At 71.8% G+C, this 14,245-nt stretch carries 13 protein-coding genes; 8 read left to right on the forward strand and 5 right to left on the reverse strand.

The features are described from left to right. Nucleotides 1-48 precede the first annotated feature (48 nt). The 3 genes from G6038_RS08240 (at nucleotide 49) to G6038_RS08250 (ending at nucleotide 2,252) form a co-directional block, all read left to right on the forward strand. On the forward strand, nucleotides 49-969 hold the full coding sequence (locus G6038_RS08240; RefSeq protein ID WP_165037210.1) for a nitroreductase family protein: 921 nt from the start codon (nucleotides 49-51) through the stop codon (nucleotides 967-969). Nucleotides 970-1,038: 69 nt separating this feature from the next. After that, entirely contained in the window at nucleotides 1,039-1,992 is a 954-nt protein-coding gene (locus G6038_RS08245; RefSeq protein ID WP_165037211.1) for an acyl-ACP desaturase, read from the forward strand. Further along, nucleotides 1,989-2,252 carry a hypothetical protein gene (locus G6038_RS08250; RefSeq protein WP_165037212.1) on the forward strand — a complete coding sequence of 88 codons (264 nt, stop codon included), beginning with the start codon at nucleotides 1,989-1,991 and terminating at the stop codon, nucleotides 2,250-2,252. The genes G6038_RS08245 and G6038_RS08250 overlap by 4 nt, the downstream gene beginning before the upstream one ends. Nucleotides 2,253-2,433: 181 nt before the next feature. Here G6038_RS08250 and G6038_RS08255 read toward each other — a convergent pair whose 3' ends face one another. Further along, nucleotides 2,434-3,351 (reverse strand): universal stress protein, encoded by a 918-nt coding sequence (locus G6038_RS08255; protein ID WP_165037213.1) that lies wholly within the window; start codon nucleotides 3,349-3,351, stop codon nucleotides 2,434-2,436. A gap of 116 nt (nucleotides 3,352-3,467) precedes the next feature. On the opposite strand from G6038_RS08255, the gene G6038_RS08260 reads away from it, so the two are divergent. Beyond that, complete coding sequence (locus tag G6038_RS08260; RefSeq protein ID WP_165037214.1) at nucleotides 3,468-4,631, forward strand: RNA-guided endonuclease TnpB family protein; 1,164 nt, start codon at nucleotides 3,468-3,470, stop codon at nucleotides 4,629-4,631. Nucleotides 4,632-4,722: 91 nt separating this feature from the next. On the opposite strand, the gene G6038_RS08265 is transcribed toward G6038_RS08260, so the two are convergent. Both G6038_RS08265 and G6038_RS08270 read right to left on the reverse strand, forming a co-directional pair. After that, entirely contained in the window at nucleotides 4,723-5,763 is a 1,041-nt protein-coding gene (locus G6038_RS08265; RefSeq protein ID WP_165037215.1) for an LLM class F420-dependent oxidoreductase, read from the reverse strand. A 92-nt stretch (nucleotides 5,764-5,855) separates the two neighbouring features. Continuing rightward, entirely contained in the window at nucleotides 5,856-6,806 is a 951-nt protein-coding gene (locus G6038_RS08270; protein WP_165037216.1) for a universal stress protein, read from the reverse strand. Between the two features lie 147 nt (nucleotides 6,807-6,953). On the opposite strand from G6038_RS08270, the gene G6038_RS08275 reads away from it, so the two are divergent. The 4 genes from G6038_RS08275 to G6038_RS08290 all read left to right on the forward strand — a co-directional run bounded on the left by G6038_RS08275 (nucleotide 6,954) and on the right by G6038_RS08290 (nucleotide 11,552). After that, nucleotides 6,954-7,406: a CBS domain-containing protein gene (locus tag G6038_RS08275; protein ID WP_165037217.1), complete on the forward strand. Its 453-nt coding sequence runs from the start codon at nucleotides 6,954-6,956 to the stop codon at nucleotides 7,404-7,406. 65 nt (nucleotides 7,407-7,471) lie between these two features. Continuing rightward, entirely contained in the window at nucleotides 7,472-7,912 is a 441-nt protein-coding gene (locus G6038_RS08280) for an Rrf2 family transcriptional regulator (protein ID WP_165037218.1), read from the forward strand. 55 nt (nucleotides 7,913-7,967) lie between these two features. Next, the gene (locus G6038_RS08285) at nucleotides 7,968-9,191 is read left to right on the forward strand and encodes a globin domain-containing protein (RefSeq protein WP_165037219.1); all 1,224 of its coding nucleotides are present in this window, start codon (nucleotides 7,968-7,970) and stop codon (nucleotides 9,189-9,191) included. 75 nt (nucleotides 9,192-9,266) lie between these two features. Then, nucleotides 9,267-11,552 (forward strand): M28 family peptidase, encoded by a 2,286-nt coding sequence (locus G6038_RS08290; RefSeq protein ID WP_165037220.1) that lies wholly within the window; start codon nucleotides 9,267-9,269, stop codon nucleotides 11,550-11,552. Here G6038_RS08290 and G6038_RS08295 read toward each other — a convergent pair whose 3' ends face one another. Together G6038_RS08295 and G6038_RS08300 are read right to left on the reverse strand one after the other, a co-directional pair. Continuing rightward, a complete protein-coding gene (locus tag G6038_RS08295; protein ID WP_165037221.1) occupies nucleotides 11,553-13,073 on the reverse strand; it encodes a glutamate-cysteine ligase family protein in 1,521 nt (506 codons plus the stop codon). It abuts the gene before it with no gap. A gap of 76 nt (nucleotides 13,074-13,149) precedes the next feature. Beyond that, complete coding sequence (locus G6038_RS08300; protein WP_165037222.1) at nucleotides 13,150-13,974, reverse strand: M23 family metallopeptidase; 825 nt, start codon at nucleotides 13,972-13,974, stop codon at nucleotides 13,150-13,152. Nucleotides 13,975-14,245: the final 271 nt, after the last annotated feature.

A 14,245-nucleotide genomic window follows, 5' to 3' on the forward strand; every position in this document is an offset into this window, starting at 1 on the left:
ATCCCCGATGAACCGTGCGAGGTGACCGACCAGGACTAGGAGGCTGCGATGTCCACGGTGCCCGACACCTGGTCCACGAGCGACACCGAGGTCATTGCGCGTGCCGTGATCGAGGCCCCCTCCATCCACGACACCCAGCCGTGGAACCTGCGCCTTCCGGCCCGCACGGCCGAACTCGAGGAGCGGGTCGAGTTCGCCGCCCCCGGCCAGGACCCCCTGCGCCCGGATCGGCTCATCTCGTGCGGAGCCGCCGTCGCCAACCTCGAACTCGGCATCCGGGTGCTCGGCTGGAGCACCCGGACCCTGCTGCTGCCCGAGCCGGAGCGGCCCGAGCTGATCGCCCGGATCGAGGCAGCGGCGCCGGCCACTCCTTCGAGCACCGACCTGGGGTTCTTCGCCGCCATCTCGCACCGGCGCAGCCACCGCGAGTCGTTCGCCCGGATCCCGGTGCCGGCGACCACCATCGCCGACGTGATGGCCGCCGCGGACATCCCCGGCGTCCAGGTTCGCCTGCTGGCGTCGGACGAGGCGCCGGCGCTCGCCGACATGCTCACCTACTCGGCCGACGCGATGCGCCGCAATCCGCACTACCAGCGCGAGATGTTCCGGTGGACGTCGCACTGGCACCCGGAAGGCAACGCCGAGGTGGTGACCGACTGGGGCGCCGATCTCGACGCCGGCGGACCCGCCGGGCGTGCGCTGATCACCACCGGCGTGCCGGACACCGCCGAGCTCGCGGCGGCCATCGACCGGGAGACCGTCCTGGTCTTCTCGGTGCACTCCACCGATCCGATCGACCTGGTCCGGGTGGGCATCGCATCCGAGCGGGCGTGGCTGGCGGCGGTCGACGCCCGGTTGTCGGCGTCCGTACTCACCTATCCACTGCGAGTGGAGGATTCGGCCGACCGGCTCGCCGAACGGATGGACCTCGACGGCCTGCCGCAACTGATCATGCGCATCGGGTTCTGACCCGACCGCACCGACCGCCGGGCGCCGCAGGGGGGCGCCGGGGTCCCACCAGAGAGGGAACACATCACTGTGACAAGGGAACTCACGGATCTCGAACTGCTCCGAGAGCTCGAGCCGATCGCCGAGGACAACGTCCACCGCCACCTGGCGATGGCGAAGGACTGGCATCCGCACGACTATGTTCCGTGGGACGCGGGCCGCAACTTCGCCGCCCTCGGCGGCATCGACTGGGACCCCGAACAGTCCGCGCTGTCCGAAACCGCGCAGGCAGCGATGATCACCAATCTGCTCACCGAGGACAACCTGCCCTCCTACCACCGCGAGATCGCCGAGCACTTCAGCCTCGACGGCGCCTGGGGCACGTGGGTGGGCCGCTGGACGGCCGAAGAGAACAAGCACTCCGTCGTCATGCGGGACTACCTGGTGGTCACTCGCGGTGTGGACCCCGTCGCGCTCGAGAACGCGCGCATGGCGCACATGACCACCGGATTCGACCCGGGATCGACGTCGATGCTCGAGTCCGTGTCGTACGTGACCTTCCAGGAACTGGCGACCCGGGTCTCGCACCGCAACACCGGCAGGGCCTGCGGCGATCCGATCGCGGACCGCATGCTCGCCCGCGTCGCCGCGGACGAGAACCTGCACATGATGTTCTATCGCAACATCGTCGAAGGCGCCCTCGACATCGCCCCCGACCAGGCGCTCGCCGCGATCATGAGCGTGCTGACCCGGTTCCGGATGCCGGGCTCGTCGATGGCGAACTTCCGGCGCAACGCCGTGCTGATCGCCAAGGGCGGCATCTACGACCTGCGGCAGCATCTCGACGACGTGGTGCTGCCGGTGCTCCGCAAGTGGCGCGTCTTCGACCGCACCGACTTCGGCGGCCGCGGCGAGCAGCTACGCGAGGACCTCGACGCCTTCCTCACCGATCTGCAGACGAAGGCCGAGCGGTTCGAGGAGGCCCGGGACCGGGCGCTGGCCCGTCAGGCCCGGCGCGACGAACACGCAGGGGCGAGCGCATGACCAGTGTGCGCGAGCCGGGGACCGGAACCGCGGACAGCACGTTGTTCGGCTCGGTGCTCGACATGGCGCGCGCCGCGAAGCGCGGCGACGTGTCCGGCTGGCTGACCGCCAAGAGCAGCACCCACCGCCCGGAGGACGTCGCCTACCTGAGTTCGGTGTTGCTGGGGGTACTCATCGAGAACGACGCGGTCCGCCGCGGCATCCATCCCGCCGACGTGTGGAGCGAGCTGCGCCGGCGCGGTCTCGACGACTTCGGCTGACCGGCCGGCTACCCGGAACCACCCGGCGACGATGCCCGGCACCCGCTCAGGGTGCCGGGCATCGAGCGTCCGGGTACGTTCCCGGCGGTCGCGCGCTGCGGTGCGTCCCGCGCGCGTACGGACGCGCGCGGGAAGCACCCTGCCGCGCAACCACATGCGGTGCAGGCCCGGGACGGGACGGCTACTTCTCGCCGTCCGGCCGGACGATCAGCACGGGGCAGTCGGCCGTCTGCATCAGCGCGTTGCTGGTCGATCCGAGCAGCAGGCCCTTGAAGCCGCCGCGGCCGCGGGAGCCCACGACGATCAGCTGGGCGCGTTCGGCGTACTCGCTCAGCACCCGCACCGGCCGGTCCCGCGCGACGACGCGCTCGACGACGACGTCCGGGTAACGCTCCTGGAACCCGGCGAGGTTCTCGGCGAGCACGACCTCCTCCCCCGTCTGGATCCTGCTCCACTGCGGATCCTCGGGCACCGCGCCCAGGGACGGCTGCACGCTCACGTCGCTCCACACGTTCACCGCGACGAGCGTCGCCTTGCGGGCGGACGCCTCGGCGAACGCCACCTCGACGGCGCGCACGGAGGCCTCGGAACCGTCGACGCCGACCACGACCGGGCCGTCGGAGGGCGGTGCCCCGTCGAGGGTGCGGCCGCGCACGATCGCGACCGGGCAGTGGGCGTGCGAGGCGAGGCCGAGGGTGACGGAGCCGACGAGCAGCCCCTTCACCTCCCCGAGCCCGCGCGAGCCGAGCACGATGGTGTCGGCACGGTTCGAGAGGTCGACGAGGGTGGGGACGACCTTGCCCTCGATCTGCTCCGTGGTGATCTCGACCGGGCCCTGCTCGTCGGCGATGCGCTTGGCGAGCACCTTGGCACTGTCGAGCCGCGCCCGCGCCGTCTCCTTCATCTCCTCGTGGAAGCTCTCCGCGAGGTAGGGCTCGGAGTAGTAGAACGCGGGGATGTGCACGACGGTGACGATGTGCAGCGGCAGCGCGCGGGCCGCGGCAGCGCGGGCCGCGGCAGCGCGGGCCGCCCAGATCACCGCGGTCGCCGCCGCGTCGGATCCGTCGACCGCAACGACGATCGGTTGGGTTTCGGTCATCTGATGTTCGGCGCCGATACTCCCTCGTTCACGAGGGAGAGGAAGCGCCGTCCTCCTTTCGGGGGGAGTGGTGGTGTCGGGAAAATCTGTCGGTGGGGTCGGTTAGCGTGCCGGGCATGGGGGTCGAGGTGGTGCGCTACAACTACCGGTTGCGGCCGGGCGCCACCGCCGCCGCTGCCCTGATCGAGGAGTGGCATCGCTGCCGGTTCCTGTGGAACGAAGCCGTCCACCAGTTCACCACGGGCCGCAAGCCGAGTTTCGGGACACTCGGCAAGCAGCTGACCGACGCCCGGGCACGCTCGTCGTGGTTGCGGGACGGCTCCCAGGTCGCCCAGCAGCAGATGCTGCGCACCTACGCGCAGGCGTTGGACGCGTCGTGCACGGTCAAGGGCCGGGGCCGACCGCGGTTCAAGGCGCGGAAGAAGACCCTGCCGTCGCTCGAGTACACCCGCCGCGGGTTCCGGATCCGGGACGGCCGGTTGGTGTTGCCCAAAGGCGTGCGTGTTCCGGTGGTGTGGTCGCGGGCACTGCCGTCGGAGCCGTCGAGTGTGCGGATCACCCGCGATTGCCTCGGTCACTGGTATGCCTCGTTCGTGGTGACCCGCGAGGCCGGGCCGATCCCGGTCGCCGACCCGGGCAGCGCGGTCGGGATCGACTGGGGAGTGGCCCGGACCGCGACGGCCACCGAGGAGCGGTTCGATCTGCCGCATCACGGGCACCGGAAACGGTGTGCGGCGGAGTTGGCGAGAGCGCAGCGGACGATGGCGCGGCGCCGCCGGGGGAAGGGGCACCCACCCTCGAGGGGCTATCGGCGGGCCCGCGCCCAGGCCGCGAAGGTACAGAAGAAGGCGGCCCGGCAGAACCGGCACGACGGCCGGATCCGGGCCAGGACCGTGGTCGAGGCGCATCATCTCGTCGCGGTGGAGGATTTCAAACCCAGGTTCCTGTCGAAGTCGACGATGGCGCGCACGGCCGCCGATGCCGCGGTCGCGACGGTGAAACGAGAGTTGATCGAGCAGGGCAGGCGGGCCGGCCGGAAGGTGGTGTCGGTGCGGCCCGCGTACACAACCATGACGTGTTCGAGGTGTTTCGCGAGAGCCAAGCAACCCCTCGGACTCGAGGAACGAACATTCCGGTGCCGGGCGTGCGGGCACACCGCGTGCCGGGACCGGAACGCTGCCAGAGTGGTTCTGGCTGTGGCGGAGCGTGGCCACACCGGTGTCGACGACGTGAGTCAAACGGATCACCTCCCTCCGGGTGGTGGTGCGGTTGCGGTCTGAGTCGGGAATCTCCTGCCTTCAGGGAGAGGCGTTAAGAAAATCCCCTCTGTCGGCGGGCCGGTGGGCCCGGGTTCTCACATCGGCACGGGTGTCAGTTGCAGATCTCCCGCAGCTGTTCGATCAGTCGGACCCGGCCGGCGGTGTTCTCCGCGATCGGGGTGACGCTGAGGGTGGTGACGCCGGCTTCGGCGAACGCGGCGACGCGTTCGCGGACGTAACTCTCGGGCCCGATGAGCGAGACCGCCCGCACCAGGTCGTCGGGCACCGCGGCGGCGGCCTCCTCCTTCCGGCCTGCGAGGTACAGGTCCTGGATGGTCTCCGCTTCCTTGGCGTACCCGTAGCGGACGGCGAGGTCGTTGTAGAAGTTCTTGCCCTTCGCCCCCATGCCGCCGATGTACAGCGCGAGGTGCGGGCGTACGAAGTCGAGCAGGAAGTCCACGTCGTCGCCGATCGCGAGCGCCGCGCCGACGTAGACCTGCAGGTCCCCGAGCGCGGGATCGCGCTTGGCCTTGCCGCGCGCGAGGGACTCGCCCCACACGTCGGCGGCCTTCTCGGGATGGAAGAAGATCGGTTCCCAGCCCTCGGCGATCTCGGCGGTCATCTCGACGTTCTTGGGGCCGATCGCGGCGATCAGGACGGGGATGCGTTCGCGCACCGGGTGGTTGATGAGCTTGAGCGGCTTGCCGAGTCCGGTGCCCTTCTCCGGCGGCAGCGGGATCTGGTAGTACTTGCCCTGGTACTCGACCTTCTCCCGGCGCCACACCTGGCGGCAGATGTCGACGAGTTCACGGGTCCGGCCGAGCGGCGCGTCGTACTTGACGCCGTGGAATCCCTCGATGACCTGCGGACCGGACGCACCGATACCCAGGACGAAGCGGCCGTCGGAGACGTAGTCGAGTCCTGCGGCGGTCATCGCGGTCAGGCTCGGCGTGCGGGTGTAGATCTGGAAGATGCCCGAGGCCAGCTCGAGTCGTTCGGTCTTGGCCGCGAGGTAGCCGAGCTGACTGACCGCATCGAACGAGTACGCCTCCGGTACGAAGACGATGTCGAGGCCGGCGCGTTCGAGATCGGCCACCTCCGCCGCCGTCTCGGCGAATCCGCCGCTGTAGTTCAATGCCATCCCGATGCGCATCCGCATACCCCGTGATTCGTTGGTGCGTGGTCCTGCCGGGCACGCTCGTACCCGTTCGCCAGGTACCCTACCGCCGGGGCGCGGCGCGACCTTCAGGACTCGTCGGGGCGTACCACCATCACGGGGCACTGCGCGTCGCGGATCAGCGAGTTGCTGGTGGAGCCGAGCAGCATGCCGGCGAAGCCGCCGCGGCCGCGGCTGCCGAGTACCAGCAGCTGCGCCTTCTCCGACCAGGCCAGCAGGTGGGCGCGCGGCCCGTCGACGTACACCTCGCGACGCACGTTCACGTCGGGGTAGCGGTCGTGGAACCCGGCGAGGCGCTCGGCGAGCAGGGCCTGCTCGGATTCCGCGAACGCGTCCGGATCGATCGAGACCTCCACGGCCTCGTCGAAGGTGCCCCGCCGCATGTCGCTCCACACGTGCACCGCGACGAGGTCGACGCCGCGCAGGCCGGCCTCCTCGAACGCCGCGCGGACGGCTTTCTCGCTGAGGGGGCTGCCGTCGACCCCGACGACGACGGGCCGGGTGTCGGGCAGGGACTCCGGAGCCTTGCCGCGGACGACGACGACCGGGCAGCGACCGTGGCTGGCGACGGACACCGGGGTGGAGCCGAGCAGTGCTTCGCCCACCCGGCCGGTGCCGGAGGAGCCGAGCACGAGCATGCGGGCGTGGGCGGACAGGTCGATGAGCCAGCGGGCGCTGCCGGTGGCAGCGAGCCGGGTGGTGATCTCGAGTGCCGGCGCGACGGTGCGGGCGACCTCCTCGGCGCGCTGCAGCAGCGTCTTGCCCTCGTCCTCGACCCATTCGAAGACCTGTGCGGTCTGGATGAACGGCGCCCCGCTGTAGCCGCTGGGGGCGAAGTCGAGAGCGTGCACGATGTGCAGCGGCAGCCCGCGGTCGGCGGCCGTCGCGGCGGCCCACCGGACGGCGTCGTCGGAGGCCGGGGATCCGTCGATCCCGACCACCACGGTGTTCGAGCGCACCGCCTCGTCGTGCGTGGGCTCGTGGTGCGCCTTGCTGCCTGGGAACTTCACGTCGGTCACCGCTCTCGTCGCAGGGATCGTCCTCGGGGTCGAGGTTAATCCGCTCCCCTCGGGGCAGGAATGGTCTTTGGTCCCTCTCCGGGAAGTCCGGAGCCACTGGCCCGGTGCCGGGGATGCGGCCACAATCGTAGGGAGAGGAGGCGCATCATGTCCGGTGGACCGATCGGCGTGGCGGGGGCCGCGGCCCACAAGGTCCGCGCGGCGGACGTGATGAGCACGCCGGTGCTGGCCGTGACGGTCGACGCCACCCTGGAGCGGGCCGGGGAGGTGCTGGCCCGCAACGGCTTCACCACCCTCCCGGTGGTCGACGAGCACGGCCGGCTGTGCGGCCTGATCACCGAGGAGGCTCTGGCGGGGGCGCATCTGGCGCGCCTGTCGGTGTACGCCGACCTGCCCGAGCCGCTCGTGACCGCGATCCGCCGGCCGCTGACGGTCCGAGCGGTGGCGTTGCCGCCCGTGGCCCTCGACGCCGACGCCGAGCTGTTCGACATCGCGCGGGCCATGCTGCAGATGCGGCTGCGGTCCGTGCCGGTGGTGCGCGACGGCAGGCCGATCGGAATCGTCAGCTGGCGCAATATCCTTCCCGAGCTCGAGCGCTGACGCACAGAAGCGATCTGCGTCACATTAAATTGTCATTTCAGATACCAATTATCTAGTCTCAGGTCATGCAACTCACCCAGTTCACCGATCTCGGACTGAGAGTTGTCATGTACCTGGCAGCTGCCGCACCCGACAGCTCCCCCAGCACCAAGCGCGTCGCCGAGCAGCTGCAACTGTCGTACGCACACACCACCAAGGTGGTCGCACGATTGAGTGAACTCGGCGTCGTCACGACCCGCCGCGGCCGCGGCGGCGGACTGACCATCACCGAGCTCGGCCGGGGCGCGTCCGTCGGATGGCTCACCCGGCAACTCGAAGGCGACAGCGAGGTCGTCGCCTGCGAGGGCGACAAACCGTGCCCACTGCGGGAAGGATGCAGCCTCCGCGGCGCACTGCGCCGAGCCCAGGAGTCCTTCTACGCGGCGCTCGACGCCGTCACCGTCGCCGATCTCACCCGGGCACCCACCCGCACCGTCCTGCTCGACCTCACCCGCCCCGCCGTCTGACCGCACGGTTCCACAGCCCGGAACCGGCCCAGCCCTACCCGAAACGGAGTTCACGATGCCGCTCTCAGCCGAGTCCAAGGAAGTTGTCCGCGCCACCCTCCCCGCCGTGGGTGCCGCCATCGGCGACATCACCCCGCTGTTCTACAAGAAGATGTTCGCCGCGCACCCCGAACTCGAGCGCGACCTGTTCAATCGCGGGAACCAGAAGCAGGGCGAGCAGCAGAAGGCCCTGGCCGGCTCCATCGCCGCCTTCGCGACCCTGCAGCTCGATCCCGACCCGGCCCGGGTCGAGGCGATCCTGTCGCGCATCGCGCACAAGCACGCCTCCCTCGGCATCAAGCCCGACGAGTACTGGATCGTCCACAAGCACCTGTTCGAGGCGATCGTGGAGGTCCTCGGCGAGGCCGTCACCCCCGAGGTCGCGGCGGCCTGGGACGAGCTGTACTGGCTGATGGCCAACACGCTCATCAAGCTCGAGGACGACCTGTACAAGGCCGCGGGCGTCGCGCCGGGCGACGTGTGGCGCACCGTCCGGGTCGCCGAACGCCGGCACCAGTCCGCCGACACCGTCTCGTTCGTCCTGACCTCGCTCGACGGCGCCCCGCTGCCCGCTTTCCGTCCGGGACAGTACCTTTCGGTGGGTGTGAAGCTGCCCGACGGGGCCCGCCAGATCCGCCAGTACAGCCTGACCAACGCGCCGGCCCAGGGCGACTGGCGCATCACCGTCAAGCGGATCGTGGCGACCACCACCCCCGACGGCACCGTCGCGCCGGCCGGTGAGGTGTCGAACTTCCTGTACGACAACGTCTTCGAGGGCGACGAGCTGCAGGTCACCACCCCGTTCGGCGACCTGGTGCTGCCCGACGACGGCGCGCCGCTGCTGCTGGCCTCCGCCGGCATCGGCTGCACCCCGATGATCGGTATGCTCGCGCACCTCGCGGAAACCGGGGACGAGCGCAAGGTTTCGGTGCTGCACGCCGACCGCTCCGTCGCCAACCACGCACACCGGCACGAGCTGGCCACCCTCGTCGAGCGCATCCCCTCCGCCGAGGTGCACCGGTGGTACGAGGACCTCGGCGCCCGCGAGCCGCTCGAGACCGTGCGCGTGGGCCGAGCCGACGTGTCGGACCTGCCGCTCGACCCGAACACCAAGGCGTACCTGTGCGGTCCGCTGCCGTTCATGCTCTCGCTGCGCGAGGCCCTCATCGAGCGCAACGTGCCCGCCGAGAACATCCACTACGAGGTGTTCGGTCCCGACAGCTGGGCCCCGAGCGCCTGAGTCGCGTCCGACCGTGCCCCGGCCCCCGTGGCCGGGGCACGGTCGTCTCCACGATCGGGCGCTAGGCTCGCTCACATGGACGATGCTCCGGCCCCTGCCGGCGCGGGCCGCGCCCGCCGGGCCGGCCGGATCGGATTGCTCGTGCTGCTCCTCGTCGGACTCGCGGCCACGCTGCGGACCCCGGCGGCACCCGCACCGGCCGACGCTTCCCCGACCGTGTTCAGCGCCGTCCGCGCGACGACCCACGTCGAGGCGGTGGCCGCGCAGCCGCGCGCGCCGGGCTCGGCCGGCCATGCCGAGACCCGGGAGTACCTGGTCCGCATCCTCGACGGCCTCGGCTGGTCCGTCCGCGTCGACGACGGCGTCGGCTGGTCGGCCACCGCCGTGCAGGGCACCCAGCGCGGTGGCCGGGTCGCGAACGTCGTCGCCACCCTGCCCGGCACCGACCCCACCGGCACCGTCGTGCTCGCCGCGCACTACGACACCGTCGCCGGCTCCCCCGGCGCGGGCGACGACGGGATCGGGATCGCCACGGTGCTCGAGGCGGCCCGCGCCCTGACCGCCGGCCCCCGTCCCCGGAACGACGTCACGGTGCTCGTGACCGACGGCGAGGAACGCGGCCTGCTCGGCGCCGAGGAGTACACGCGGCGGCAACCGGCCGACACGAGGCCGACGGTGGTGCTCAACCACGAGGCCCGCGGCAACGGCGGCGTCCCCGTCACCTTCCGGATCTCCTCTCCCAATGCGGGTCTCGTGGGGGTGCTGTCCGGCGTGCCCGGCACGACCGCGGACTCGTTCACCCAGACGGCGTTCGAGTTGCTGCCCAACGACACCGACTTCCGCCGTCTCACCGAGGCCGGCATGCACGCCGCGGACACCGCGATCGCCGCCGGCGGCGCCTACTACCACAGTCCCCTCGACACCCCGGACCGGCTCGACACCGCGTCGCTGCAGCGCATGGGAGAAACCACCCTTGCTGCGGCGCAGCGGTTCTCGTCCACCGACCTGGCAGAGCTCGACGCGGGGGGCGACGACGTGATCGTCACCCTGCCCTGGGGACCGGTGCACTACCCGCGCTGGCTCGAGATCGTCCTGGCCGCGCTGCTCGCCGCCGGCACCGGCGCCCTCGCGGCCCGGCGGATCCGGGACGGTACCGTCTCCGCGGGCCGTCTCGCGGCGTCGGGCGGGATCTCGATCGCCGTGGCGGCCGCAGCGGCGGGCGCGGCGTTCGTGCCGTGGTGGCTCGCGCTGCGGTTCGCTCCCGGTCAGGCCTCGGCGGTCCTGCGCGAGCCGTACCGGCCGGTGCCCTACCAGGTCGCCGCGGCGGCCGCGGCCGTCGCCGTCCTGCTCGCGGCGTATCCGCCGGTGCGCCGCCGTGTCGGCCCGGCCGGGTTCGCGACGGGTGCGCTGCTCGCCGTGACGGTCACCGCCCTGGCCGCGCTGCCCTTCCTCGGCGTCGCGACCGTCCTGGTGCTGCCGGCGCTGCCGGCGGCGCTCGCCGCGCTCGTCGTGGACCTGCTGCCCACCGATCGGCGCGGGTGGCGGACGCCGGTGACGCTGGCCGGGACCGTTCCGGCGGTCGTGGTGCTCGTGCCCGGCGCGGTGGCGGCGTTCGACGCCGGTCTGCTCACCGGAGCGCCGCTCGCGGGGGTGTTCGTCGCGGTGCTGTTCGCGCTGGCGCTGCCGCTCGTCGACGCCGCCGGCGCGCCGTCGCAGCTGCGGCTCGCCGCGATCGCCGCCGCGGCGGTCGTGCTCGTGGCCGCGCCGGTCGGCGGCTGGGTCAACCGCGACGGCGCCACCCCGCCGCGGCAGGAACAGCTGCTCTACGCGCTGAACGCGGAGACCGGTGCCGCCGTGTGGGCCTCGCCGCGCGCACCCGCGTCGGACTGGAGCCGCGCCCTGCTGACCGAGGAGCCGGCCACGCTGCCGGACGCGTTCCCGTGGCGCAGCGAGACCAGGCTCGCCCACGGGCCCGCGCCGGTCGCGCCGCTGCCCGCGCCCGGGCTCGCCGTCGTCGCGGACGTCACCGACGGCGACGAGCGGACACTGACCCTGCGACTGACGTCGCCGCGCGGGGCGCCGACGATCGGGCTGTGGGTGGACGAGACGACCGCGGCGGTGCGGGAGGCGGTGGTGGCCGGGCGGAGCGCCGCGCCGGCCGCGCCGTTCGGGTTCCTGTTCTCCGGGACCCCGGCCGAGGGCATCGAGGTGCGGCTGACCGTCGCCCCGCGCGACGGCGCGGTGGTACTGCACGTCGCCGACGTCACCGACGACCTCACCGTGGTCCCGGGATACACCGCGCCGGACGATCGGGCGGTGGTCACCCCCGCGGTCGCGGTGACCCGCACAGTCCGGTTGTGATCACGCCGTGCCGAGCGGCCACTCGTGAACGGGCTTGCCGTCCAGCATGTTCCGGATGTAGTCGCGCATCATTCCGTGGAGGGCGGTGCGCCGGTCGGCGCCCGCGTCCTCCCGTTCGACGACCTGCGCCCGCTGCCACGCCGCCCCGGTCTGGCGGTTCAGGCACCGGCCCTCGATGATGCCCAGGTACCGGTCCCGCGCCTGCTGCGACAGCCCGAAGGCGGTCAGGCCCGCGTCCGCCATCGGCAGCAGCCGGCGCAGCACGAGTTCGTCGGCGCCGACCCAGCCCAGGCCGGGCCAGTACAGCCGCGCGTCGAGGCCGTACTTGGCCCCGATCCCGAGGTTCTCGCGGGCGGCGTCGAAGCTCATGAACCGGCACAGCGGCACGTCGGCGTCGACGAGGGCGCGCAGCGTCCCGTAGTAGAACGCGGCGTTGGCCATGATGTCGAGCACCGTCGGGCCCGCCGGCAGCACCCGGTTCTCGAGCCGCAGGTGTGGGTGGTCGTCGGCGACGTCGTAGACGGGCCGGTTCCAGCGGTAGATGGTGCCGTTGTGCATCTGCAGCTCGCGCAGCCGCGGAGTCCGGCCCGCGTCGAACTCGGCGATCGGATCGACGTCGGACACCTCGGGCAGCAGCGCGGGGAAATACCGCGAGTTCTCCTCGAACAGATCCGTCACCGAGTCGATCCAGCGCTCGCCGAACCACACCCGTGGCCGTACCCCCTGATTCTTCAGCTCCTGGGTACGGGTGTCGGTGGCCTGCGCGAACAGCGGGATCCGGCTCTCGTGCCACAGCGCCTTGCCGGCGAGGAACGGGGAGTTCGCGGCGAGCGCCACCTGCACCCCGGCCAGGCACTGAGCGGCGTTCCAGTGGTCGGCGAAGTCCTCCGGGGCCACCCGCAGATGCAGTTGCAGCGACGTGCAGGCCGCCTCCGGCACGACCGAGTTGGCGTCGGCCCGCAGCTGTTCGGCGTCGTCGCGGCCGGGGAGGGGAACACCGTCGAGATCGAGCTCGATGTCCTCCCCGCGTGCGGCGAAGATCTGCTCGTTGAGGGCCTCGTAGCGCGGGTTGGCGGTGATGCGCTCTCGGTCGAGGTGGGCGAGCTCGAGCGTCGGCAGCATGCCGATCATGACGAGCTGGGCGTCCTGCCGGTGCATCCGCGTGTCGGCGCGACGCAGCGATTCGCGCAGGGTGTTCTCGATGTCGAGGGTGGCGTCACCGGCGAACGGCGCCGGGTCGACGTTCATCTCGACGTTGAACTGGCCCAGCTCGGTCTGGAACACGGCGTGATCGTCGATGGCCTGCAGGACCTCGAGGTTGCACATGGCCGGTTCCATGTCGTCCTGGACCAGGTTGAACTCGATCTCCATGCCGAGCAGCGGCTCCGGTCGTTCGCGCGCGTCGGTGAAGGCGCCTTCGCGCAGCATCCGGTCCAGGGCGGCGAGGCAGGCCTGCACCTTGGTGCGGAACACGCGCCGGTCGGCGCGGGTGAAGGAGCGAGCCTTGATCTGCGTGCCCATGGAGCCGTGTCCCTCTCCCCCGCTAGGTGATGATTCGTCAGCCTAGCGGCCGAGCGACCGCAGTTGGGGGCGAGCGTCAGACGGCGCGGTAGCTGCCCCAGTCGGCGACGACGCCGCGGGTGCTGAGCCAGGCGTTGGGGTCGGTCTTGCCGCCGGCTTGGTCCCACACCTCGAAGTGCAGGTGCGGGCCGGTGGACCAGCCGCGGTTGCCGACGGTGGCGATCTGCTGACCGGCGGTCACCCGCTGACCGGCGCTGACCTGGTAGGTGTCGACGTGACCGTAGACGGCGGTGGTGCCGTCGTCGTTGAGGACGCGCACCCACTGGCCGTAGCCGGAGGCGGCGCCCGCGTCGAGGACGGTGCCGTCGGCGGCGGACTTGATCGGGGTGCCGATCGGGGCGGCGATGTCGATGCCGCCGTGGTGGCTGCCCCAGCGGGGGCCGAAGTCCGAGGTGAGCGTGCCCGAGACGGGCTGCACGGTGGAGGGCTTGGCGGGATTGAGGTTGTTCAGCCAGCCCTGGCCCGCGGCGAACTGGTCGACCAGGGTGTCGAGCTCCGGCGGCAGGGCGGGCGCGGCGGCCTGCTCGTGGCCGTGCTCGTCGGCCGGGGCGGGCGCGCCGGGCAGCTGCGGGAGCTCGAAGCCCTCGGGCAGCAGGCCCTGCGGTACCTCGAACGGCAGGGTGCCGGTCTGGGCGGGGGCGGGCGCGGCACTGGCCGTGCCGGCGGTGAGCTGGGCACCCACGGCGAAGAAGGCGCCGGTGGCGGCGGCCACGGTGGCGGCCTTCACGGGTGCCGACGGGCCGGTGGGCTCGACGCGGTGCCGGCCGCGGCCGGAGGATGCACCGGACAGATCCATCTCGAAGGTGGTCGCCTCGTCGCCTGCCCGCTGGTGCCGTCCCACAGTTGCTACCTCATCCGTCGTCCGTTGCGCGCCGGGTGTGCCCGGCCGTTTCTGGCGACTCAAAGTAACAAAACGATATAGGGCAGCGCCAGCGTTACGTTTCGGACACCTCTGCGGTGGGTACCGACGGCGACCCCGGCGGCAGCCGGGTCGGATGCAACCCTGCCGTACCCGCGTGAACTGCGGAAACCCCTTCTCCGGGCGCGCGCGGGCGGGCCGGGACATCGGCCGGGGCCGGGCGGCCACGGCGCCGCCTCGCGCGCGTACGGAA

Source organism: Rhodococcus sp. 14C212, assembly GCF_011058195.1.
In the GTDB taxonomy this organism is placed as follows: Bacteria; Actinomycetota; Actinomycetes; order Mycobacteriales; family Mycobacteriaceae; genus Rhodococcus; species Rhodococcus aetherivorans.

Bases quoted from the DNA above. Each gene is read 5' to 3' on its own strand.
- G6038_RS08240 (WP_165037210.1), top strand. From the start codon at position 49: ATGTCCACGGTGCCCGACACCTGGTCCACGAGCGACACCGAGGTCATT.
- G6038_RS08250 (WP_165037212.1), top strand. From the start codon at position 1,989: ATGACCAGTGTGCGCGAGCCGGGGACCGGAACCGCGGACAGCACGTTG.
- G6038_RS08255 (WP_165037213.1), bottom strand. From the start codon at position 3,351: ATGACCGAAACCCAACCGATCGTCGTTGCGGTCGACGGATCCGACGCG.
- G6038_RS08260 (WP_165037214.1), top strand. From the start codon at position 3,468: ATGGGGGTCGAGGTGGTGCGCTACAACTACCGGTTGCGGCCGGGCGCC.
- G6038_RS08265 (WP_165037215.1), bottom strand. From the start codon at position 5,763: ATGCGCATCGGGATGGCATTGAACTACAGCGGCGGATTCGCCGAGACG.
- G6038_RS08275 (WP_165037217.1), top strand. From the start codon at position 6,954: ATGTCCGGTGGACCGATCGGCGTGGCGGGGGCCGCGGCCCACAAGGTC.
- G6038_RS08280 (WP_165037218.1), top strand. From the start codon at position 7,472: ATGCAACTCACCCAGTTCACCGATCTCGGACTGAGAGTTGTCATGTAC.
- G6038_RS08285 (WP_165037219.1), top strand. From the start codon at position 7,968: ATGCCGCTCTCAGCCGAGTCCAAGGAAGTTGTCCGCGCCACCCTCCCC.
- G6038_RS08290 (WP_165037220.1), top strand. From the start codon at position 9,267: ATGGACGATGCTCCGGCCCCTGCCGGCGCGGGCCGCGCCCGCCGGGCC.
- G6038_RS08295 (WP_165037221.1), bottom strand. From the start codon at position 13,073: ATGGGCACGCAGATCAAGGCTCGCTCCTTCACCCGCGCCGACCGGCGC.